At 73.6% G+C, this 21721-nt stretch carries 17 protein-coding genes; 9 read left to right on the plus strand and 8 right to left on the minus strand.

The window, feature by feature from the left end; genetic code table 11:
• Positions 1–101: 101 nt before the first annotated feature.
• The 5 genes from BJ971_RS36620 to BJ971_RS36640 all read left to right on the plus strand — a co-directional run bounded on the left by BJ971_RS36620 (position 102) and on the right by BJ971_RS36640 (position 6525).
• A complete protein-coding gene (locus tag BJ971_RS36620) occupies positions 102–2960 on the plus strand; it encodes a GH92 family glycosyl hydrolase (protein ID WP_184997880.1) in 2859 nt (952 codons plus the stop codon).
• A 145-nt stretch (positions 2961–3105) separates the two neighbouring features.
• On the plus strand, positions 3106–3774 hold the full coding sequence (locus BJ971_RS36625) for a DedA family protein (protein WP_184997881.1): 669 nt from the start codon (positions 3106–3108) through the stop codon (positions 3772–3774).
• A 66-nt stretch (positions 3775–3840) separates the two neighbouring features.
• On the plus strand, positions 3841–4671 hold the full coding sequence (locus BJ971_RS36630) for an SDR family NAD(P)-dependent oxidoreductase (RefSeq protein ID WP_184997882.1): 831 nt from the start codon (positions 3841–3843) through the stop codon (positions 4669–4671).
• A 46-nt stretch (positions 4672–4717) separates the two neighbouring features.
• The gene (locus BJ971_RS36635) at positions 4718–5698 is read left to right on the plus strand and encodes an ATP-binding cassette domain-containing protein (RefSeq protein ID WP_184997883.1); all 981 of its coding nucleotides are present in this window, start codon (positions 4718–4720) and stop codon (positions 5696–5698) included.
• Positions 5695–6525 carry an ABC transporter permease gene (locus BJ971_RS36640; protein ID WP_184997884.1) on the plus strand — a complete coding sequence of 277 codons (831 nt, stop codon included), beginning with the start codon at positions 5695–5697 and terminating at the stop codon, positions 6523–6525. Before BJ971_RS36635 ends, BJ971_RS36640 begins: the two co-directional genes overlap by 4 nt.
• Position 6526: 1 nt before the next feature.
• On the opposite strand, the gene BJ971_RS36645 is transcribed toward BJ971_RS36640, so the two are convergent.
• Positions 6527–9697: an ATP-binding protein gene (locus BJ971_RS36645; protein ID WP_184997885.1), complete on the minus strand. Its 3171-nt coding sequence runs from the start codon at positions 9695–9697 to the stop codon at positions 6527–6529.
• Positions 9694–11727: an alkaline phosphatase family protein gene (locus BJ971_RS36650; protein ID WP_184997886.1), complete on the minus strand. Its 2034-nt coding sequence runs from the start codon at positions 11725–11727 to the stop codon at positions 9694–9696. The genes BJ971_RS36645 and BJ971_RS36650 overlap by 4 nt, the downstream gene beginning before the upstream one ends.
• A gap of 162 nt (positions 11728–11889) precedes the next feature.
• Between BJ971_RS36650 and BJ971_RS36655 the strand changes: the two genes are divergently transcribed.
• Together BJ971_RS36655 and BJ971_RS36660 are read left to right on the plus strand one after the other, a co-directional pair.
• Positions 11890–12363 (plus strand): DUF6174 domain-containing protein, encoded by a 474-nt coding sequence (locus tag BJ971_RS36655; protein ID WP_203709501.1) that lies wholly within the window; start codon positions 11890–11892, stop codon positions 12361–12363.
• Positions 12364–12398: 35 nt separating this feature from the next.
• Positions 12399–13625, plus strand: a complete 1227-nt coding sequence (locus tag BJ971_RS36660; RefSeq protein WP_184997887.1) for a glycoside hydrolase family 18 protein — start codon at positions 12399–12401, stop codon at positions 13623–13625.
• Here BJ971_RS36660 and BJ971_RS36665 read toward each other — a convergent pair.
• From BJ971_RS36665 to BJ971_RS36675, 3 genes are all read right to left on the minus strand, one after another.
• A complete protein-coding gene (locus BJ971_RS36665) occupies positions 13622–14413 on the minus strand; it encodes a LamG-like jellyroll fold domain-containing protein (protein ID WP_184997888.1) in 792 nt (263 codons plus the stop codon). The two genes, BJ971_RS36660 and BJ971_RS36665, sit on opposite strands and share 4 nt — an antisense overlap.
• A 139-nt stretch (positions 14414–14552) precedes the next feature.
• Positions 14553–15488, minus strand: a complete 936-nt coding sequence (locus BJ971_RS36670; RefSeq protein WP_184997889.1) for a sporulation protein — start codon at positions 15486–15488, stop codon at positions 14553–14555.
• Positions 15489–15562: 74 nt separating this feature from the next.
• Positions 15563–17185, minus strand: a complete 1623-nt coding sequence (locus BJ971_RS36675; protein ID WP_184997890.1) for a putative PEP-binding protein — start codon at positions 17183–17185, stop codon at positions 15563–15565.
• A gap of 364 nt (positions 17186–17549) precedes the next feature.
• Here BJ971_RS36675 and BJ971_RS36680 point away from each other — a divergent pair, with 364 nt between their 5' ends.
• Both BJ971_RS36680 and BJ971_RS36685 read left to right on the plus strand, forming a co-directional pair.
• Complete coding sequence (locus tag BJ971_RS36680; RefSeq protein ID WP_184997891.1) at positions 17550–18080, plus strand: SigE family RNA polymerase sigma factor; 531 nt, start codon at positions 17550–17552, stop codon at positions 18078–18080.
• Entirely contained in the window at positions 18077–19228 is a 1152-nt protein-coding gene (locus tag BJ971_RS36685) for a TolB family protein (RefSeq protein ID WP_184997892.1), read from the plus strand. Before BJ971_RS36680 ends, BJ971_RS36685 begins: the two co-directional genes overlap by 4 nt.
• A 28-nt stretch (positions 19229–19256) precedes the next feature.
• On the opposite strand, the gene BJ971_RS36690 is transcribed toward BJ971_RS36685, so the two are convergent.
• The 3 genes from BJ971_RS36690 to BJ971_RS36700 form a co-directional block, all read right to left on the minus strand.
• The gene (locus BJ971_RS36690) at positions 19257–19976 is read right to left on the minus strand and encodes a tetratricopeptide repeat protein (RefSeq protein WP_184997893.1); all 720 of its coding nucleotides are present in this window, start codon (positions 19974–19976) and stop codon (positions 19257–19259) included.
• Positions 19977–20093: 117 nt separating this feature from the next.
• Positions 20094–21047: a cyclase family protein gene (locus tag BJ971_RS36695; protein WP_184997894.1), complete on the minus strand. Its 954-nt coding sequence runs from the start codon at positions 21045–21047 to the stop codon at positions 20094–20096.
• 12 nt (positions 21048–21059) lie between these two features.
• Positions 21060–21647, minus strand: a complete 588-nt coding sequence (locus BJ971_RS36700; protein ID WP_184997895.1) for a TMEM165/GDT1 family protein — start codon at positions 21645–21647, stop codon at positions 21060–21062.
• Positions 21648–21721: the final 74 nt, after the last annotated feature.

The following is a 21721-nucleotide window of genomic DNA, read 5'->3' on the forward strand; positions in this document are numbered from 1 at the left end:
ACCGGTCCGAGGTCCGGCCGGAAGGGTTGACATATCGGAGGCTGTCGATAAAGGCTCCCCCTCGACAGGGAAATGACATCGATGTCATCAGGGGGAAGTGCATGCTCGGATTCCGTACCGTTGCCGCGCTCATGGGTGTCGCCCTGGCCGTGCCGATCGGCTCGGCCGCCCGGGCCGCGCCGCCGCCCGAGCTGGTCGCGGACCCCGCGGCGCACGTGAACCCGTTCATCGGCACCACGAACCTGGGCAACACCTACCCGGGCGCGGTGACCCCGTTCGGGATGCTGGCCTGGAGCCCGCAGACCTCGCGCGGCAACCAGATCGCGACGCCCGCGCCGGGCGGCTACCAGTACACGGCGACCAGGATCCGCGGGCTCAGCCTGACCCACCTCAGCGGGGTCGGCTGCTCGGGCGCGAACGGCGACATCCCGGTCATGCCGCACGTCGGCGACATCGCGACCTCCCCGACCGCTGACGCCACCGACGCCGTCTACGCCAGCACGTTCTCGCACGCCAACGAGGCCGCCGAGCCCGGGTGGTACCGGGTCGGACTGGACAGCGGGGCCGGCGCCGAGCTGACCGTGACGCCGCGCACCGGCTTCGGCAGGTTCACCTTCCCCGCCGACAAGCCGGCCGGCCTGCTCTTCCGCACGTCGATGTCGGAGACCGGCAGCGAGGCCGCGACGGTGCACCTCGACCCGGCGACGCGGACGGTCAGCGGCTCGGTGAGCGCCGGCAACTTCTGCGGACCGCAGAGCACCGACAACTCGCACGCCTACTACACCCTGCACTTCGTCGCGAAGCTCGATCAGCCGTTCGCCGCGACCGGCACCTGGAAGGACGCGACGCTGAACCCGGGCGGCACCGACGCCGAGGGCGGCAGCGGCTACAGCGCCACCGGGCGGCCCAACCCGGGCCGGGGCTCCGGCGGCTACGTGTCGTTCGCGCCCGGCACGACGAGCGTCGGGATGCGCGTCGCCATCTCGTACGTGAGCCTGGACGGCGCCCGGGCCAACCTGGAGCGCGAGTCGCCCGACCGGCGAACCTTCGAGTCGATCAAGGCCGCCGCCCGCCGGGCCTGGTCGCACCGGCTCAAGCGGATCCGTATCGGCGGCGGCACCGACGACCAGACGACGACGTTCTACACCGCGCTGTACCACGCCATGCTCGAACCCACCCTGACCAGCGACGTCGACGGCCGCTACTACGGCGCCGACGACGAGATACACACCCTGGCCACCCGGCAGGCGGCCCAGTACGGCACGTTCTCCGGCTGGGACGTCTACCGGGCCCAGGTGCAGCTGCTCGCCCTGCTCGACCCGAAGACGGCCGCCGACTTCGCGCAGTCCCTGTTCAACTACGCCACCCAGCGCGACGGCGAATGGGACCGCTGGCTGCTGCAACACGGCAAGACCGCGGTCATGTCCGGCGACCCGTCGGCGGCCGCGGTTGCCGGCATGTACGCCTTCGGCGCCCGCGACTTCGACGTCCGGGGCGCCTTCGACTCGCTGGTGCGCGCGGCGACCGTGCCGACGGAGAACGACTCCAGCGACGCCGGCTGCAACGTCGAATGCGTCGGCCAGCGGCCCTCCCTCGACAAGTACCTGGCGCTGGGCTACGTGCCCGCCGACGACTGCCACTGCTGGGGCGGCGCGGCCGAGACCCTGGAGGACGCGGCGGCCGACTACGGCATCGCCGAGCTGGCCAAGGCACTCGGCGAGGACGAGAAGCACGCGGAGTTCCTCCGCCGCTCGCACAACTGGCGCAACGTCTTCGACCCCGCCGCCCGGGCCGACCCGGGCCTGGAGCACAACATCCGCGACCGGATCACCGAGATCACCGCGAGCGGCGAGAACCCGCCCGGCGAGGGCAAGGCGCAGGCCTTCGACGGCGACAAGGGCACGAAGTGGCTCACGTTCGCCACCACCGGCTGGGTCCGGGCCGGCCTGTCCGCGCCGCTGACGGTCGAGACGTACGCGCTGACCTCCGCGAACGACGTGCCGGCGCGGGACCCGAAGGACTGGCGGTTGCAGGGCTCGGACGACGGCATCACCTGGACGGACCTGGACACGCGGACCGGGCAGACGTTCGAGGCACGCGGACAGACCCGGCTGTACACCGTCGCCGAGCCGCGGCCGTTCCGCGACTACCGGCTCGACGTCACCGCGAACGGCGGCGCGCCGATCGTGCAGCTCGCCGAGCTGGAGCTGGCCGACCCGGCCGTGCCGACCCCGGTGCCGGCCGACGGCGCCCACGTCGGCTGGATGCGCGACCGGTACGCCGACGGGCACTGGGCCGAGGGCTTCAGCCCCTCGACCGGCGCGGGCTTCGTCGAGGGCAGCAGCGCGCAGTACACCTGGATGGTCTACTCCGACGTGGTCGGGCTGGCCGCGGCGATGGGCGGGAACGAGGTCGCGCTCGAGCGCCTCGACGCGTTCTTCCGCAACCCGGACGGCACGTTCGACCTGAGCGCCACCAAGAGCACGAGGTTCGACGCGACGAACGAGCCCGACATCCAGACGCCGTACCTCTACAACTACCTCGGCGCCGCGTACCGGACGCAGGAGACCGTCCGGGCGATCATCGACGGGAAGTGGAGCAACGGGACCGGCGGCATACCCGGCAACGACGACGCGGGCACGATGAGCGCCTGGTACGTCTTCTCGGCGCTGGGGATCTACCCGACCGTGCCGACCCGCGCGGAGCTGGCGCTCACCACGCCGCTCTTCCCCCGCGCGGTCGTACACCTGGCGAGTGGCAGGGACCTGACGATCGCCGCGCCGCGCACCGATGACAAGGCGGTCTACGTACGGAAACTCACTCTTAACGGGAAAAAGACAACAAAGGGTTGGCTGCCCGCGAGCGTGCTCACCAAGGGCGGGCGGCTCCGCTTCACGCTGGCGACCACACCGAGCCTGACCTGGGGAAACGGTCCGGGAGACGCGCCTCCGCAAAATTGACGGGCGTGCTCGTCCGGGCGGGTTCCGGGGGTGCCCCGGCGAGGGATCGTCGGGCTCACCCCCGTGTCGTCGTTGCCGATAGGTGGTTACCGTGTGACGTCGGGGGCGCGAGTCCCGACACCGATGACGGGAGACCGCTCAGCCCATGCCCCCCGCGGACGATCTACCCAGCTTCCTGCACAGCGTGGCTCCCATCCTGGACAAGTGGGGTTACCTCGCCGTGGCGGGCGTCATCGGGGTCGAGAGCTTCGGCGTGCCCGCGCCGGGCCAGACGCTCATGATCGCCGCGGCGATCTACTCGAGCTGGGGGCGGATGGACATCTTCGCCGTCGCCGCGATCGCGTTCGTGGCGGCGGTGCTCGGCGACAACATCGGCTACTGGATCGGCGTGCGCGGCGGCCGGCGGGCGGTGCACCGCTTCGGCAAGTACATCTTCATCACCCCGGAACGCCTGGAACGCGCCGAGCGGTTCTTCGCCCGGCGCGGCAACCGGATCGTGGTGGTCGCCCGCTTCATCGACGGCCTGCGGCAGCTCAACGGGGTGATCGCCGGCATAACCGCGATGCCCTGGCGGACCTTCCTGATCTACAACACGATCGGCGCCGCGCTCTGGGTCGGCTGGTGGACGACCGTCTCGTACCTGCTGGGCACCCACCTGGTGGAGATCATCGATCGGGCGCACGAGTACCGGTACTGGGCGATAGCCGCGGTGGTGATCGCCGTCGGCGGCTATGCCTGGCTGCACATACGCCACATCCGCCGGCGCCGCGCCCGCGCGGCCGCCGCCCTCGATCGCCAGGAGGTCCGGGCCTGACGGTTCACGGCGCGCGGGCCGGCCGGTAGCGTCCCGGAGATCGCGCGGTCCAGAAGGAGCATGATCGTGAATCGTTTCGCATTCGCCGGACGCACCTGTGTCGTCACGGGCGCGGCCAGCGGCATCGGCGCCGCCCTGACGCTCGACCTGGCCCGGCGCGGCGCCGTTCTGGCCCTCGTCGACCGCGACGCCGAGGGCCTCGCCACGATCGCCGGGCAGGCCCGCGAGTCCGGCGCCAAGCAGGTGAGCACCCACGTCGTCGATCTCTCCGACGGCGGGGACCGGCTGGACCTGGCCGCCGAGGTCGCCGCACTGCACGGCGGCGCCGACCTGCTGATCAACAACGCCGGCGTGGCGCTGAGCGGAACCTTCGACGAGGTCAGCATGGCCGACTTCGACTGGCTGTTGGAGATCAACCTGCACGCGGTGATCCGCACGACGAAGGCGTTCCTGCCACAGCTGCTGAGCCGCCCGGGCTCGCACGTCGTCAACATCTCCAGCCTCTTCGGCCTGATCGCACCGCCCACCCAGGTCGCCTACGTCACCAGCAAGTACGGCGTCCGCGGCTTCTCCGAGGCGCTGCGGCACGAGCTGGCCGGTACGGTCGGCGTCACGGTGGTGCACCCCGGCGGCATCCGGACCAACATCGCCACCAGCGCCCGGCTGTCCGGCCCCGACACCGACGGCAGCCAGGCCGCCCGGGCCGCCGAGTTCACCCGCACCTCGCTGACCATGCCGCCCGAGGAGGCGGCGAAGCTGATCATCGCGGCGGTGCGGGCACGCAAGCCCCGGCTGGTGATCACCTGGGCGGCCAGGATCGCCGACGTGCTGGCCCGGGTCGCGCCCGGTAGGTACTGGAATGTCCTCCAGCGTCAGGCCGCGCGGAAGACCATGTAGGCGCCGTGTCGGTGGCGTGTCAGCGGGCCCGGGCACGCTGGCACCCATGACAGCTGATCTGGTGATCGAGGCCGAGGGCCTCGTCAAGCACTTCGGGTCGACGAAGGCCCTACAGGGCGTCGATCTCGCCGTGCCTCGGGGGACCGTGCTCGGCGTGCTCGGCCCCAACGGCGCCGGCAAGACCACCGCCGTCCGCATCCTCTCCACGCTGCTGAACCCCGACGCGGGCAGCGCGCGCATCAGCGGCTTCGACGTGGTCCGCGAGGCCGAGAAGGTCCGCCAGGTGATCGGCCTCACCGGCCAGTACGCCTCGGTCGACGAGGACCTGACCGGCCGGCAGAACCTGGAGCTCTTCGGCACCCTGCTGGACCTGGGCCGGGCCGGCGCCCGCCGGCGTGCCGCCGAGCTGCTCGAGTGGTTCGACCTCACCGACGCGGCCGGGCGGCAGGCCAAGACCTACTCCGGCGGCATGCGCCGGCGCCTCGACCTGGCCGCGAGCCTGGTCGGCTCCCCCGACGTGATCTTCCTGGACGAGCCGACGACCGGCCTCGACCCCGCCAAGCGCGAGGACATGTGGGAGGTCGTCCGCACGCTCGTCAAGGGCGGCTCGACCGTGCTGCTGACCACCCAGTACCTGGAGGAGGCGGACGCGCTCGCCGACGAGATCACCGTGATCGACCACGGCCGGGTCATCGCGCACGACACCCCCGAGGGGCTCAAGCGGGTCGTCGGCGGCCAGACCCTTGAGGTCCGCCCGTCCGACCCGGAGCAGCTCCGGCTCACCGCGTCGATCCTCTCCGAGGTCTCCTCGGGCGCGCAGGCCGACGAGATCCGCAAGGGCATGCTCGCCGTTCCGGTCGCCGACGACCGGGCCATGACCGAGGCCGTCGCCCGGCTGGCCGCCGCCGGGGTCGCCGTCACCGAGCTCGCCCTGCACCTGCCGAGCCTCGACGAGGTCTTCTTCACGCTCACCGGGCGGACCGCCGCCGAGGACGACACCACGACCAAGGAAGAGGTGGCGGCGTGACCACGACGATCGGCGCTCCCCGGACCGGCAACCCGGTCCTGCCCACGCAGGTGGCACCGAGCCCGCGCCCGTTCCGGCTCGTGCGGCACTCGCTCGCGCTCGCCAAGCGCAGCCTGATCAAGACCGCGCGTACGCCCGAGGCGCTCATCGACGTGACGCTTCAGCCCGTGCTGTTCCTGGTCATCTTCGTGTACATCTTCGGCGGCGCGGTCGCCGGATCCACCGAGGAGTACCTGCAGTTCCTGCTGCCGGGCATCCTCGCGCAGACCATCGCGACGGGCTGCATCGCGATCGGCGTCAACCTCAACACCGACATCGCGAAGGGCATCTTCGACCGGTTCCGGTCGCTGCCGGTGCCGCGCTCGGCGCCGCTGCTCGGCGCGGTGCTCGGCGACATCGTGCGGTACGTGATCGTCACCGTCTCCACGCTGGCGATCGGCTACGTGATGGGCTTCCGGATCACGACCGATCCGCTGAGCGCGCTCGCGGGCTGCGGCCTGGCGGTGCTGTTCGCGCTCTGCCTGAGCTGGCTGCCGGTCTTCGTCTCGATGAAGGTGCGCACCCCGGGCGCGGTGCAGGGCATTATGTTCGCCGCGATCATGCCGCTGAGCTTCGCCTCCAACGTCTTCGTCAACACCGACACGCTGCCCGGCTGGATGCAGGGCTTCGTCAAGGTGAACCCGCTGACGCACCTGGTCGGAGCGATGCGTGGCCTGTTCCTCGGCACGCCCCTCGACAACCACGTGTGGTGGACGCTGGCCTGGTCCGCGCTCTTCGTCGTGGTGTTCATGCCGCTGGCGCTGCGGGCGTACCGGAAGAAGGTCTGAGCTAAACGAGGCCGGCCATCAGTTCCCGGATGCGGGAGCTGATGGCCGCCGCCGTCCGGTACTGGCCGGCCGCGAGCAGTTCCCGGCGCTGCTCCTCGGTGCCGAGGGCGGCGGCCAGCCGGGCGCCCTCGCCGTACGGGAAGACCATGCCGGCGTCCGCGCCCGCCCGGATGCCCAGCATCCACAGCTCGCGGGCGCTCGCGTCGTCGCCGTGGAACGTCGCGAGCTCGGCACCCCCGAGCGCCCACGCCCCGAGCAGCGGACTCTCCCCGTGTGCGGACAGGGCCGCGTCCCGCGCGAGCGTCAGCGAGGCGGCCGCCCGGGCCGATGCCGCCGCCCGGGCCGCCGGCCGGGCCTCGCCCACCCACAGGTGCAGGATCGCGACGCCGACCCGAAACGCGACCCGCCGGCGCGGCAGATGCTCCTCGAACAGGCCGGCGGTCCGGTCCACGGCGTCGGCGAATTCGAGCGCCTCGTCGTAGTTTCCACGCCGCCAGGCCAGGTGGGCCAGGCCCAGGCAGGCGTGCACGGCGTCGTCGTCAGCGGTCGGTGCGGACGCCACCAGTTCGCGCAGCCGCCGCTCGGCGACCGGATCGCCGTCGAGCGTCCGCCGCACGTCCAGCAGCACCCCGATCGAGTGCGCGTCCTGCGTGGCACCCACCAGCTCCATGTGCCGCACGCTGCGGGCCAGCCACTCGGTGGCCTGCCCCTCGCCGCGGGAGCCGACGGTGTGCCCGACGATCTGGGCGGCCATCGCCATCCCCCAGTGGTCACCAGCCTGTTCGAAGCGCCGGTACGCCAGCTCGGCGTCGGCGACGGAGGTACCGGGCAGCCCGCCGCTCTCCCGCAGCGCCGCCCGCAGGAACAGGCCGAAGCCCTGCACGTACGGATCCGGGTACGCGATCAGCTCCTCGGCGCCCGCCAGGCTGGTCTCCGGCCGGATCCGGTCGAAGGCGGGCACGGCAAGCGCGAGCACCTTCACCCGCGAGGAGACCTCGCCGGGCCGCTCGGACAGGAGCACGCCCAGCGCCCGGCGCGCGAGGACCGCGACCCGCAGCGGCCCGGTGATGCCGGCGTTCACCCCGACCAGCAGGCACCACCAGGCGAGCCGGTCGGCGTCAGGCAGGGTGCGCCCGGCGGCGGCGCCGGTCATGATCCCGGAGCGGAGCCGCGCCCGCGAGTCGTCGGCGTGCAGCTGGGCGGCGGCCCACGTGGTCACCTCGACGTGCAGCCCGCGGACGGTCCACAGGTGGAACAGCGCAACGGTGATGTCGATACCGGCCGCCTCGTCGTCGCCGGCGATCGCCCAGCGCAGGCCGGCCAGCAGGTTCTCCTGCTCGGCGGTGCAGCGGGCGAACGTGCCGAGCTGGTCGGCGCCGACGAACCGCCCGGCGAGCCCGACCGCCTCCACCCGCGCCCAGCCCACCAGGCCGTCCGAGGCCGGCCCGCGGCCGCCGGACGCGTCCAGCCGGGCCTCGCCGAACTCCCGGACGGTCTCGAGCATCCGGTAGCGCGGTGGGCCGCCGTCGCCCTCGATGCTCAGCAGCGACTGCTCGACCAGGACGGCCAGCCCGCGCCGGACGTCCGGCACCCCCGCGACCGCGGCGGCGAGGTCCGCGGTGAACGGCGCCGGAATGACCGCGAGGCGGTGCAGCAGCTCCCGATCGCCGTCGGCGAGCAGCCGGCTGCTCCAGTCGACCATCGCCCACAGGCTCGCGTGCCGCTCCGGCAGCCCGCGCAGGGCGTCGTCGAGCAACGCGAACCGGTCGCTGAGCCCGGCCAGGACGTCGTCGATCGGCATGCACCGCAGCCGCGCCGCGGCCAGCTCAAGGGCCAGCGGCAGGTTGTCCAGCCGGTGGCAGAGCGCGAGGGCACGCCCGGTGTCCCAGGTCGGCACCGCGCCGCCGGACCGGGCCCGGGCCTCCAGCAGGGCGAGCGCCTCGTGATCGGGCAGCGCCGTCAGCCGGTGCACCGCCTCACCGGCCAGCCCGAGCGGTGCCCGGCTCGTGGCCAGGACGGCGACCTCGGGCGCGGCCGCGGCGAGCAGATCGGCGACCACGTCCGCGGCGGCGTCCAGGACGTGCTCGCAGTTGTCCAGCACCACGAGCCCGTCCAGTTCCGGCGCGACCGCTCGCAGCCGCTCCCGCGGGGTCAGCACGCGCCGCTCCAGGCCCAGCCCGGCGGCGGCCTCCGTCTCGGCGCCGCCGAGCGCGGCGACGACCGCGGGCAGCACCCCCGCCGGCGAGCGCACGCCGGCCAGCTCGATGACCCGCACCGCGCCGTTCGCGCGCCGCGCGACCTCAGCGGCGAGCCGGGTCTTGCCCGCGCCGCCGGACGCGACGATCGTCACCAGGGGCGCCTCGGCGAGCGCGGCGGTCACGGCCGAGACGTCGCCCTCCCGCCCGACCAGCGCACCCGCCGGTCGCCGCCAGGCGCGCGGCAGCGCGGCGGCCGACCGGCGCGGCGCGGGCCCGGGCGCGGGCGCGGGCCGAAGCTCGCCGCGCAGCAGGGCGAGATGCGCCTCGGCGAGCGCCGGGGACGGATCCGCGCCGTAGCGGTCGGCCAGCTCGGACCGCAACCGCTCGAACAGGTCGAGGGCCTCGGCGCCGCGACCCTGCGCCGCGAGCAGCCGCACGAGCAGCGCGGCGGCCGGCTCGTCCGGTGGCGTGTGCGCGGCGAGCCGGCGCAGATCGGCCTCGCCGTACGCACCGGCACCGGCCCCGGCCAGCGCGGCCTCGGCCCGCAGCGCGGCGACGTCTGCGAAGAGCCGCGCGCCCTCGGCCAGGTCGGGAATCTCCGGGAACCGGGCACGGGCCGCGTCGGCGGCCGAGCGCGCGGCCTCGGCGTCGCCGGCCCGCAGCGCCGCACGCGCCCGCTCGATCAGGCCGCCGACGGCCACCGTGTCGACGTCCACCCGGTCGGCGGGGATCCGGTAGCCACCGGGAACCGCCTCCACCGCGAGACCCAGCCGCCGGACCCGGGACACCAGGGCCTGTAGCGCGCCCGCGGCGTCGTCCGGCGGGTCGCCGCGCCAGACCGCCTCGACCAGCGCCACCGTGGAGACGGCCCGCCCCCGCGCCCCGACCAGCTCCCGAACCAGCGCGCCCAGCCGCTCACCCCGCACCGGCCGCCCATCAACGGCCAGCACCCCCAACGTGACAACCGTGGTCATGAGGGCGCGGCCATCAGGTATACCTCGTCCTCGGCAGGGGGCCTCTTGCGTACGCCGAGGAGTTCGAGCCACTCGACCAGTTGGCGGTGCACGGCGTCCGGTCCGTCCAGGTCGCCGTGGGTGATCTGCCAGTCGGCCGGGTGCACGATCATCGCGTCGGTCTGCCAGCCGCCGAGTCCGCCGTGCGAGCCGACCAGCTCCTCGAACGCCGCCACCTCGTCGGTCACCGGGTCAACCGAGCTGATCAGCACCAGGTCGCCGATGTGCGCGGCCCGCTGGTGCCGCAGCAGGTCGGCGCGGGCGTGCGGCCCGTACGGCAGCAGCGGATCCACCCCCTCGACCGTGCCGTCGGCGAGCCGGTGGCTGCCCGCCGCGCCGACGGCCACCGGCCCGTCGTCGTCCACGACGACCAGGCCGATGCCGGGGTGCTTCGCCAGCCCGGAGACGAGCTGCGGGTACTCCCGGTCGATCCGGGACCGGTCGAGCCGCTCGGGAAAACGGGTCAGGTAGATCAGCGCCAGGTTGCCCGAAGAGACGACGAGCAGCGGGGCCACCGGCGTGGCGGGGAAGTCCGGCTCGGCGCCCGGCTCCTCGGCGGGCGCCGCCGGCGCGTCCGCCCGGTCCGGCACGGAGAAGCGCTCGACCACCTCGTCGAGGGTCTCGCCGTGCCGCTGCCGGAACGTGGCGCCCTGGCTCTGCCCGTGGTCGGAGAGGATCACGATGCGGTAGCGGCGGCCGGCCTCCGGCGCCAGGCGCTCGAGCACCCCGAGCATCCGGTCCAGGCTCTCCAGCTGCCGCATCGACTCGGGCCGGGCCGGGCCGGCGTGGTGCGCCACCTCGTCGTAGTCGACCAGGTCGCAGTAGACGGCCGGGGCGCCGCGGGCCATCTGCTCGGCGATCAGCGAGATGTTCACGTCGCGAAGCAGCATCGAGGCGGGCCGCAGCGCCAGGAACGCGCCGGACCGGCTGACCCGGGGTTGCAGGTTGCGGCGGCGCTGCAGCCGGGCCTGGTGCAGCTCGGTGATGACCTCGCCGACGCCGAGCACCAGCGCCCGGGTGAAGCCGAACGGGCTGGCCATGAACGCCGCCCAGCCGCGGGCCGAGCGACCGGGCAGGGCCGCGTGGCTGACGGTGAGCAGGCGGGTCACCGCGTCACCGGAGAACGCGTTGCCGATGCTGACGCCGCCGTCGCGCAGCAGGCCGTCGCCGTCGGAGAAGCGCCGCTCGATCATCGCCGCGTCGCGGGGCCGGTTCGACACGATCAGCCGGCCGGTCTCCTTCTCGTACCAGCGGAAGCCGGGAATCTGCTGGGACGCGCCGTGCAGGATGCCGGCCTGCGAGGCGGGCGTCGTCGACGGCAGGCCGGTGTGCCAGCCGCGCATCGTGTGCGTGCCCGCGCGCAGCCACCGCCCGATGGTCGGCAGGTTGCCGGCGCGCACCGCCCAGCGCAGCACCGGCTCGCTGACCCCGTCGAGCTGCACCATCAGCAGGCCCGGCTCCTGGCCCGGCGCCGGCCGGCGCAGCGTGATCAGGCGACCGCCGGCCTGCCGGGCCTTGCGCCGGCGGATGCCGCGCATCAGCCGCCGCGCCTCCTTGACGAACGTGTCCTCGGTGCCGCTGTCGAACATCCAGTCCAGGATCGCCGCGCACACGACGGCCAGCAGCGCCGCGAAACCGACGGTCGGCCAGCCGCTGAGCCGTTTCGACGGATCCAGCTCCAGCGCCACCACCATCACGATGATCTGGGCGACCACGCCGAGCAGCATCGCGCCCCAGCCGCCGAGCGCGACGACGCCGGCCAGCAGCAGGGGCCGCAGCACCGCGCCGACGGCGGCGACGAGCACCACCAGGCCCATCGTGTCCAGCACGTCGGTGCTGCGTACGCCGGGCATCAGCCACAGGGTGAAGCTCAGGACGAAGAACGTGGTCGCCGCGCTGCGGATGACCGCGCGGGACCGGTCGACGACCCGCGGCCAGGCGAAGACCGCACGCAGCGCACTCCGGCGATCCCGGACGACCGGGACCGGCACAGGATCACGTGGGCTGCCCCCAGTGCTTACGGCCACCGGAAAACGATCGCACAGCCGGGCACGCCCGCGCTCCCGAGGCGGCCGACGCCGTCACCGCCGCGGCGGAACCGGCACCCCGCCGACCGCGTCGGACCCGATACCGTCGACTCCGTGGAGGGCCTCGTGCGACCCAGGACCGTTCTGCCCGGCATTCTGCTGCTCGCCCTCTCCGGTGGCTGCGCCGGCACGGAGCCCAGCGTGATGGAGGAGGCCCCGACCACCTGGACGGTGCCGGCCAAGTACGGCTTCACCCTCGCGTCCGACTGCGGCGAACGAGCGCTGATCGGCCGCTTCCAGGTCACTGTCGTGGACGACAAGGTGGTGAAGTCCGTCGGCCTCGACGACGCCGCCCGCCGCGCGCTGATGCTGCGCATTGCCGACCTGGTGCCCACCCTCAAGCAGCTCGAGGAGGAGGCCGAGACCGCCCGCCGCGAGGGCGCGGCCGTGGTCGAGGTCGAGCGGGACCTCTCCGACGCGCACCCCACGAAGATCGTCATCGACCACTCGCTGAGCGCCGTCGACGACGAGTCGTGCTACACGATCGAGGACTACACGATCGGGCTAACGCAGGCGCCCTCGCCGACGCCGGCGCGATAGGTTCGTGGCTCGGCGATCGGACCGGGGAGGCCCGCATGCGGGTCGTACCCGTCGTTCTGTCAGCCGTGCTGCTGCTGGCCGGCGCCTGCGACTCGTCGCCGTCCGCCGCACCGCCACCGGCCGGGTCGCCGCACGCGGCCGCGCCGGCCGGCGAGAGGCGCGTGGTCGGCTACTTCACCGACTGGGGCGTTTACGGGCGCAACTTCCAGGTACGCAACGTCGACGCCAGCGGCGCCGCCGGCCGGCTCACCCACCTGGTGTACGCGTTCGGCAAGGTCGACGGCGGCCGGTGCGCCACAAGGGACGGCTGGGCCGACTACCAGAAGCCGATCGCCGCCGCGGACAGCACGGACGGGGTCGCCGACACCCCCGGCACCGGGCTGCGCGGCAACTTCGGCCAGCTCCGCAAGCTCAAGACCGCCCACCCGGGCCTCAGGGTGATCTGGTCGTTCGGCGGCTGGACCGGCTCCAAGGGCTTCGCCGAGGCCGCGCGGGACCCGGACGGCTTCGCCGCCTCCTGCCGCCGGCTGCTCGGCGACCCCCGCTGGGCCGGCGTCTTCGACGGCATCGACATCGACTGGGAGTACCCGAACGCCTGCGGGCAGGTCTGCGACGCCAGCGGGCCCGGCGCCCTGCCGGCCCTGCTCACCGCGTTGCGCGCCGCGTTCGGGCCGGACGCGCTGATCACCGCCGCAGTGCCGGGCGACCTCGGCAAGCTGAAGGCCACCGACTACGCGGCGGCCGCGCGGCCCGCGAGCTGGCTCAACGCGATGACCTACGACTTCTTCGGCACCGGCAACGGCACCGGGCCGACGGCGCCGCACTCGCCGCTGACCGCGTACCCGGGCATCCCGCGCGCCGCCGCGACGACCGACGCCGCGATCACCGCGCTGCTCGGGCTCGGCGTTCCGGCGGAGAAGGTGCTGCTCGGGGTGGGCTTCTACGGCCGCGGCTGGAGCGGGGTCAGCGTGGCCGGCCCGGGCGGCAGTGCGACCGGGCCGGCGCCTGGCAGTTTCGAGAAGGGCATCGAGGACTACGCCGTGCTGCGCCACACCTGCCCGCCCACCGGTAGCGCCGGGGGCACGGCCTTCGCGCACTGCGGCGGCCAGTGGTGGGGCTACGACACCCCCGACACCATCAGGACCAAGATGGCGTACGCCAGGAGCAGGGCCCTCGGCGGCGCCTTCGCGTGGGAGTTGTCGGGCGACACCGCGGACGCGCAGCTTGTCGCCGCGATGCGGGCCGGCCTCAGCGACGGCTAACCGATGCGCACCCAGACGTTGTCGAGGATGCCCTGGAACTGGTCGTTGTCCGAGTAGGCGCCCTTGCCGCCGAGGCTCAGCGGCCGGTTGTTGCTGACCGAGAGCCGCTGGGAGATCGCCCGGTTGCCGCGGACCACGCCGTCGACGAGCACGCTCAGGGACCCGGCCCGGCGGCGGCACTCGATGGTGTGCCAGCTGCCGTCGGCCACCGCTATCGAGCTGGTGACGAGCCTGATTCCCGGGCGCGCGCCGACCAGGACGCAGCTCGCCCGCCCGGCGGCGCCGTCGACCTGGAGCTTGTACTGGCTGCTGGTCGCCGAGTAGCCCTTCTGGATGATGTTCTGGCCCTTGGAGGTCTGGCCGCGGGAGAGCAGCACCATGGCGCCGTACGAGATCGGCTGGGTGCCGGGGTTGAGGTTGGCGGCGCTCGGGCTCTGGAGCGCGGCGTGCGGGCACGCCCCGGTCGTGCACTTGGCCGGGAACCGCACGGCGCCGCCGCTGCCGTGCTGGACGGCGAGGACCCGGCCGCCGTTGCCGGCGACCAGCCTCAGCGTGTGACCGTTGCCGGAGTCATCGGCGATCAAACTGGACCGTCCACCGTCGAAGGCGTACAGGGCGACGATCCTCCCCGCGCCGATGCCGGCCGCCCGGGCCGCCGCGGCGTGTGCTGCCACCACCGCGTCGGCGGGCCGGGTCTCGGTCTGCGGGTGGGCCACCGCGGGGCCGTGAAAGATGCATATGAACGTCCCGGCGACGATCGCGGAGACGACTGGACGACGAAATGACATGTCCGAATTATCACTTGTGAACGTTTTCTAGGTACCCGCAATCGACTACGAGGGTCGGTTGATCATGGGCGCCCATTCGGCCTAATCCTCCCTTCGCGTGAATCCGCCCGGCCCCTCGGCCGGGCGTAACGACCGCGTGCTACTCGTCGCCGCTGAAGTCCTCGAAGGCCTCCTCCATGACCTCGCCGGCCAGGTAGCCGGCGGCCATCCCGCCCGCGACGCCGGCGACGAGCCCGCCCATGCCCGAACCGTGTCCCCGGCCGTGGCCGTGGCCGCCGTGCACCGGGTGGCCGTAGCTCTGCCGGTGCGCGATGGCCTCGCGGACCCAGCCGTCCACGACCTGCGCCCAGTCGGCGGTGTCCGCGTCGGCGTGCGGGACCGTGTAGCGGCCGAACGAGTCGTGGCCGCGGCCGAACATGTCGCCGCGCTTGTCGAACTCCAGCACCACCTCGACCGTCGCCGGGTTGGCGACGAACGTCAGCTCGACCTCGTTGACGGCGTGCGCGTACTGGGCCGGCGGGAAGTACTCGATCTCCTGGTAGAACGGCAGCGTCTGGTGCACGCCGGCGATCCGGCCGTACTCCAGGTCGGCGTTCTTGAAACCGAAGCCCAGCCGGGCGAAGGCATCGAGGATCCGCTCCTGGATCGGCAGCGGGTGCACGGCGACCGGGTCCAGGTCGCCCTTGTCGATGGCGCGGGCGATGGCCACCTCGGTGCGTACGCCCATCGTCATGCCGCGCAGGTGCCGGCCCTGCACGGCGGTGATCGGCGTCTCCCACGGCATGACGAGCTGGAACGGCAGGGAGATCTCCTGCTTCTCCGCGAGCCGCATCGACCCGCCGACCTGCACCCGGTGGAACTCGCCGGTGGCGCCGTACTCGCCCTCGCCGCCCTCGACCTCGACCCGGGTGACCAGCCCCAGCGCGATGTGTTCGATGTCGACATCGTGGCTGCCGCCGACCAGATTCACGTGCCCCACCAGCGGCGCGCCGGGCCGGGTGTGCGAATCGGACAGCACCGTGTCGACACTCGGGCCGCCGACGCCGAACGCGCCGAGCATCTTCTTGAAGCCCACGAGATCCCCCTAAGGACAGTCAGTTCGGGGCAGAAGCTAACAAGTCACACTGAATGCTTGCTGTGAGCGACCGCTCAGACGCGGGTGACCGCGGCCCGGGCCGCCGCCGGGTCACCGGCGGCGAGCGCCCGCTGCGCCGCGGCCCGGCACTCGTCGACCGTGTGCGCCGCCAGCGCCGCCCGGACCGCCGGTATCGCACCGGGTGACATCGACAGGCTGGTCACGCCGAGGCCGGTCAGCACCACCGCGAAGGCGGGATCCGCCGCCGCCTCGCCGCAGACCCCGACCGGGCGGCCGACGGCCGCGCCCGCCGCCGCGCAGAGGGCGATCAGCGACAGCAGCGCCGGCTGCCACGGGTCCAGCAGGTCGGCCAGCTCGCCGCTGCGCCGGTCGGCCGCGAACGTGTACTGGCTCAGGTCGTTGGTGCCGACGCTGAGGAAGTCGACCGCCTGGAGGATCTCCGCGGCGCGGACGGCGGCGGCCGGCACCTCGATCATCACGCCGACCGTGGACAGCCCGGCGTCGCGGCAGAGCGCGGTGAACTCGGCGGCCTCCGCGACGGTCGTGACCATCGGCGCCATGACGGCCACCCGGGCCGTGTGCCGCCGGGCCGCCTCGGCGATCGCCGCGATCTGGGTCCGGAGGATGTCGCCGCGGCGGCGGGCCACGCGCAGCCCGCGGATGCCCAAGGCCGGATTCGGCTCGTCGTGCTCGCGCAGGAACGGCAGCGGCTTGTCCGAACCGGCGTCGAGGGTGCGGACGATGACCTGGCGGTCCGGCATCGCGGCGAAGACCTCCGCGTACGCGCCCACCTGCTCGGCCATCGTCGGCGGGTCGACGTGGTGCTGGAACAGCAGCTCGGTGCGGAACAGCCCGATGCCCTCGACGGCCGCGCCGCCGAGCTCGGCGGCGCGGCCGATGTTGGCAAGCAAGGCCACCCGATGCCCGTCGGAGGTCCGCCCGAGGTGGTCCCCGGCGGGCGCCGCGCGGGGCGCGGGCACCTCCGCTTCCTCGCCGGCCGCTCCGAGGTTGACCCGGCCGGTGGTGCCGTCGACGGTGACCACCGTGCCGTCCGGGATCTCCAGCGCGCCACCGCAGGCGACCACCGCCGGCAACCCGCGTACCCGGGCCAGGATCGAGGTGTGGCTGACGAAGCTGCCCGCCGAGGTGACAACGGCGAGCACCTGCGCCGGGTCGAGCAGCGCCGCGTCGACCGGGGCCAGCTCGACCGCGACCAGCACGAACGGGCATCCCGGCCGGGGCAGCGCCGGCATCGGCAGGCCCAGGCAGTGCGCGACGACCCGGTCGCGCAGGTCGTCCAGGTCGGCGGCGCGCGCGGCCAGCCGCCCGCCGGCCGCAAGCAGGTTGGAGCGGTACTCGGCGAGCACCGCGGCGACCGCGTGCGGCGCCTCGTGCCCGGCGTGCACCGCCCTCGCCACGCCAACGCTCAGGGCGCGGTCGCCGGCCAGCGCGGCCTGCGCACGCAGGATCTCACCGGAGGTCGCATCGGCGGCCGCCGCCGCGCGGCGGCCGAGGTCCTCCCCGACGGCGGCGAGCGCGGCGAGGGCGCGGTCCCGCTCGCGGTCCGGGTCGGTCACCGGCCGCGGCGGGGGCAGCCGGGGCGGGCCGGGCAGCCGGTACGCGGGCCCGGTGGCCGTGCCCGCGCTCACGCCGAGGCCGCGCAGCAATTCAGTCACCGGCCCCATCGGGATGAGTGTGCACAGTGGAATCGTTGTACCGACGAGATCACCTACTGTCAACGCCTGAGCACGCCGTCGCGCCGGCCCGCCCGAAACGCGCGACGCGGGGCCGGACGCGTTCCGGATCACGGCGGCCGTTCGGACCATCGGGGAATCAGCCGAAAGGACCGTCACCCGATCTTGGAGGCATTCGCGTCAATGACTGAGTACGGCGGCAGCCGGTGCCGATAGTTACGGGGGGCACCGGCTGACGCCCCACTCGGTAATCGGCGGAGACGAGCAGCCCGTGACCACAGCGGCGGTGATTGACCGCGACATGTACGCTCACGGCTCTTTCCGTACGCCGATCGGACAGCCGGGAATGGATGACGCTCGCGACTTCGCCTATGCGGCCTTTGTTCGTGAGCGTTCCCACGCCCTGCTGCGCTCGGCCTACCTGCTGACCGGCGACCAGCACCTCGCCGAGGACCTCGTGCAGGAGGCCCTGGCGCGCACGCATCGGGCCTGGTCGCGGCTCGAACGGCCGAGCAACGCCGAGGCGTACGCCCGCAAGGTCATGTATCACGCCCAGGTCTCCATCTGGCGGCGGCCGAAGGTCGCCGAGGCGCTGCCCGGAGACGGCCTGGAGCGGCACGGCGGCAGCATCGACGACCCCGCCGAGGCCGCGGTACGCCGGATCACCCTGCAACGCGCCCTGCTCGCGCTGAGCCCGAAGCAGCGCGCGGTGATCGTGCTGCGCTACTTCGAGGACCACACCGAGGTGGAGGCCGCGCAGATGCTCGGCGTCTCGGTCAGCACCGTCAAGACGCAGTGCGGCCGCGCCCTTGACCGGCTGCGCCTGCTCGTGCCCGACCTGCGGGCGCTCGCCGACGCACGGGAGGGCGGCCGATGACCGCGCCCGATCCGTTGCGCGAGGAGCTGCGCGACCTGGCCGACGTGGTGGTACCCGCCGACCTCTACGAGCGTTCGCTCGACCGGTCGCGCCGGATCGGCCGGCGGGAGGCCGCGATCGGCACCGCCGCGGCCGTCGTCGCGCTGGCCCTGCTCGGCAGCGGCCTGTGGCAGCTGCCGAAGGGCGCCGAGCCGGCGCCACCGGCCGCGGCCGGCCCGGCCGGACCCTCGGCACCCGCGCCGGTGATACCGACGGCTCCGACGCCGACCACCGGGCCGGGAGAGGCCGTCGGCGGAACCTCCCGGCCGGACCGGCCACGCCCACGGAGCTCCAGTTCGAGTCCGCGGTCCACCGCGCTCGTCGACGTGCCCGGCCAGATCTTCTACGCCGACGCCGAGGACGACGGGCGCCTGGTCCGGCTGACCGGCGCGGGTAACCCGTCGACCGTGCTGTCGGCGTCGAACTCCGCGGCCGGCGTCTCCCCGGACGGCTCCCGGATCGCCTACGTGACCGACGGGGCGCTGATGGTGGCGGAGACCGGCGGGGAGGACGCCCGGCAGGTCTATGCGGGCACGGCCTCCGCCGAGCAGGCGCCCGCGTGGTCACCGGACGGCGGGCGGCTGCTCATCGACGCGGCCGACCCCGGCGTGCTCGACGTGGCGACCGGCCGGCTCGATCCGCTCGCCGAGGGCCTCGAGGGCCGGCACTTCCGCTGGTCGGGCGACGGCACCACGCTCGTCTACGCGACGCCGAACTGCGGCCTCGAGGTGGCCGCCGGCACCACCGCGCGATCCGGCACGCCCGTGCCGGATCAGAGCAAGACGGACGGGCGGGCCGCGTGCCGCCCGGTCAGCGTCGACGCGACCGGCGACCTGGTCGCCGTGCAGCTCGGGCCGGCCGCGGCGGCCGAGCCGGACGAGGCGCCCGCCGACGCGATCGTGGACACGGTGACCGGCGACATCGTCGACCTGCCGGTGAGCGGCAAGATCATCGGCGCGGTCTTCGACCCGGACGGCAACCTGCTGGTCCGCTCGAAGAAGAACGGCAGGACCCGGCTCTGGCTGTTCTCCCCGGACTTCACGCTGCTGGTGCAGGCCCGGGAGCCGTCGAAGCTCAAGGATCTCGACCTGCTGGCCTACACCCGGTGATCACCGCGCGGGCGGTCCGGGTGACCGCTCAGGGCAGGTACTCCTCCGGGCGGGCCGGCCCGGCGGCGTCGGCGTCGCGCTTGCCGAAGAGCTTCCAGCCGCGCTTGCGCTTCTCCGGCGGGCGCACGGTCTCCCCGTTCAGGACGGCGAGCCGGTGCTGCGCGACCGGGTTCTCCGGCTCGAGCCGCAGCGAGAGCAGGAACGCCTGGCGTGCCTGATCGGCGTGGCCGAGCGCGTCCAGCGTGACGCCGTGGGTGAAGTAGTAGTGCGCCTCGTTCGGCTCGAGGCCGACGGCCGTGCGGGCGGCCTGCTCGGCGTCCGCGTACTGGCGGTCGGCGGCGAGCAGCGACCAGGCGACGCGGTCGTGCCAGAGCGGGTTCTTCGGCTCGACGATGACCGCCCGGTAGGCCATCGTGACCGCCTCCTCGTGCCGGCCGAGCAGGGTGAGCGCGCGGCTGGCGATCGCGAGCGGGCGGGGATCCTCCGGCGCGAGGACGATGGCCCGGTTGGCGGCGTCCAGCGCCTTGTCCACCTCATCCAGGACGAGCCGGATGCGGGCCAGCAGGATCCAGCCGGCCGCGGAATCGGGGTCGGCGGCGAGGACGGGCTCCAGGTGCGCCGCGGCGGCCGCGGGGTCGACGCGCTCGAACAACGCGGCGGCCCGCGCCACACCGATCTCGGTCGGCGTGGTCAGTCCGGGCGCACCGGGCCTCTGCACCCTCAGCGGTCCCGGCTCCAGGTCGTTCATCGACGTCCTCCGGGATTGAAGCTCACACGGTCATCATCGGCACGGTCGCAGCCTTCATGAGCCGTTTTCCCGAATCCCACCCGCGAGGAGGAGCCCCGCCGCCGCTGCCGCCTGGCGTCAGGCGCCCGAGGCCGGCAGCCGCCCGCCGGGCACCGGGCCGTGCGGCTCGGTCGCGGGGACCGACGCGTACGCCCGGACCGGGAACGTCCCGAACGCGGCCACCCGCGGCGGCGCCGCGGTGAACCTGCCGCCGGCCGGCGGCAGGTTCGCCAGGCCCGTCAGGTGCTCGACGATCGGGATGCCGGCGCCGAGCAGCAGCGTGTGCGCGGGCCGGGCGCCGGCCGCGTCCGGGCCGGTGTCGTCGATGTTCACCGCGTCGATGCCGACCAGCGCGGCGCCGTTGTCGATCAGCCACTGCGCACCCGCGCCGGTCAGGTAGGGCGCGTCGACCGCGTATCCCGGCGTGGCCCAGTGCGCGTCGCCGCCGGTGTGCAGCAGGACCGCGCGGCCGGCGACGCTCCGGCCCTCCAGCGCGGGAACGTCGACGCCGCGGGCGCCGCCGCCGATCGTGCGGACGACGACCGCGGGCAGGTCGACGAGCCGCTCCAGCGGAATGCCGGCCAGGTCGGTGCCGTCGCCGTAGCGGTGGAACGGGCTGTCCAGATAGGTGCCGGTGTTGCCGACCATGGTGATCCGGTCGATCGCGAACTCGGTGCCGGGTGCGTAGACACCGCGCGAGGCCTCGCGGGTCAGGTGCGGCGTGATCTCGGGTCCGGGCAGCCCGGGGTAGGTGGTCATGCCCGCGGAGATGACGTGGCTGAGCTCGATCCACCGCCGGCCGGGCTCGGACGGCCCGCCCGGCGTGCCCAGGTGCGGATCGGCGAAGATCCGCACGCCGCTCAGGGCCACGGTGTCGACGAGCAGCAGGCGGCAGGCGGCCAGGAACAGCGCGGAGATCTCCGCCTCGGTCGTGTCGGCGCTCGGCACGTCCACCCGGAAGCCCTGCGCCTGCAGGCCGCCGCCGTTGCTGAACGTCACGGTGGCGTCGAACTCGGCCCGGTATTGCAGCACGGTCACTCCCTGCTAGTTGAGCTCCATGACGGCTTCCACGAGCAGCCAGACGCCGAACATAACGAACAGCGCGGCGGCGCCGTACCTGATTACCCGCTCCGGCAGGTGCCGGCCGAGCAGGCGGCCGACGACGATGGCGAGGGCGTCGGCGGCGACCATGCCGATCGTCGAGCCGAGCCAGGTGCCGAACCAGCCGTGCTGGGTGGCCAGCGTGATCGTCGCCAGCATGGTCTTGTCGCCGAGTTCGGCAAGGAAGAACGCGCCGCCGACCGCGAGGATCGCCGAGCCGGTCGAGCGTTCCGCCTTGGTCTTCTCCTCGTCGGTGAGCCGGTCGCCGCGCAGCGTCCAGGCGCCGAAGGCCAGGAAGGCGAGGCCGGCAGCCAGCGAGATCCAGCCGGTGGGCAGGGCGGCGCCGAGGCCGTAGCCGATGCCGACGGAGACGGCGTGCACGACCGCGGTGGCGACCGTGATGCCGATCAGGACCGGTAGGGGCTTGAAGCGGGTGGCGAACGTCATCGCCATGAGCTGCGACTTGTCGCCCAGCTCCGCCACGAAGATGACCGCGAAACTGAGCGCGGTGGCGGCGAGGAAAGCTTCCATGGTGACTCCCGGTGCAGGTCAGACCGGGAGTTTGGGCGCAGGGCGACCTCGACCCGGCCAGAATTGTGGCCAAG

Source organism: Amorphoplanes digitatis, from assembly GCF_014205335.1.
GTDB classification, from domain to species: Bacteria; Actinomycetota; Actinomycetes; order Mycobacteriales; family Micromonosporaceae; genus Actinoplanes; species Actinoplanes digitatus.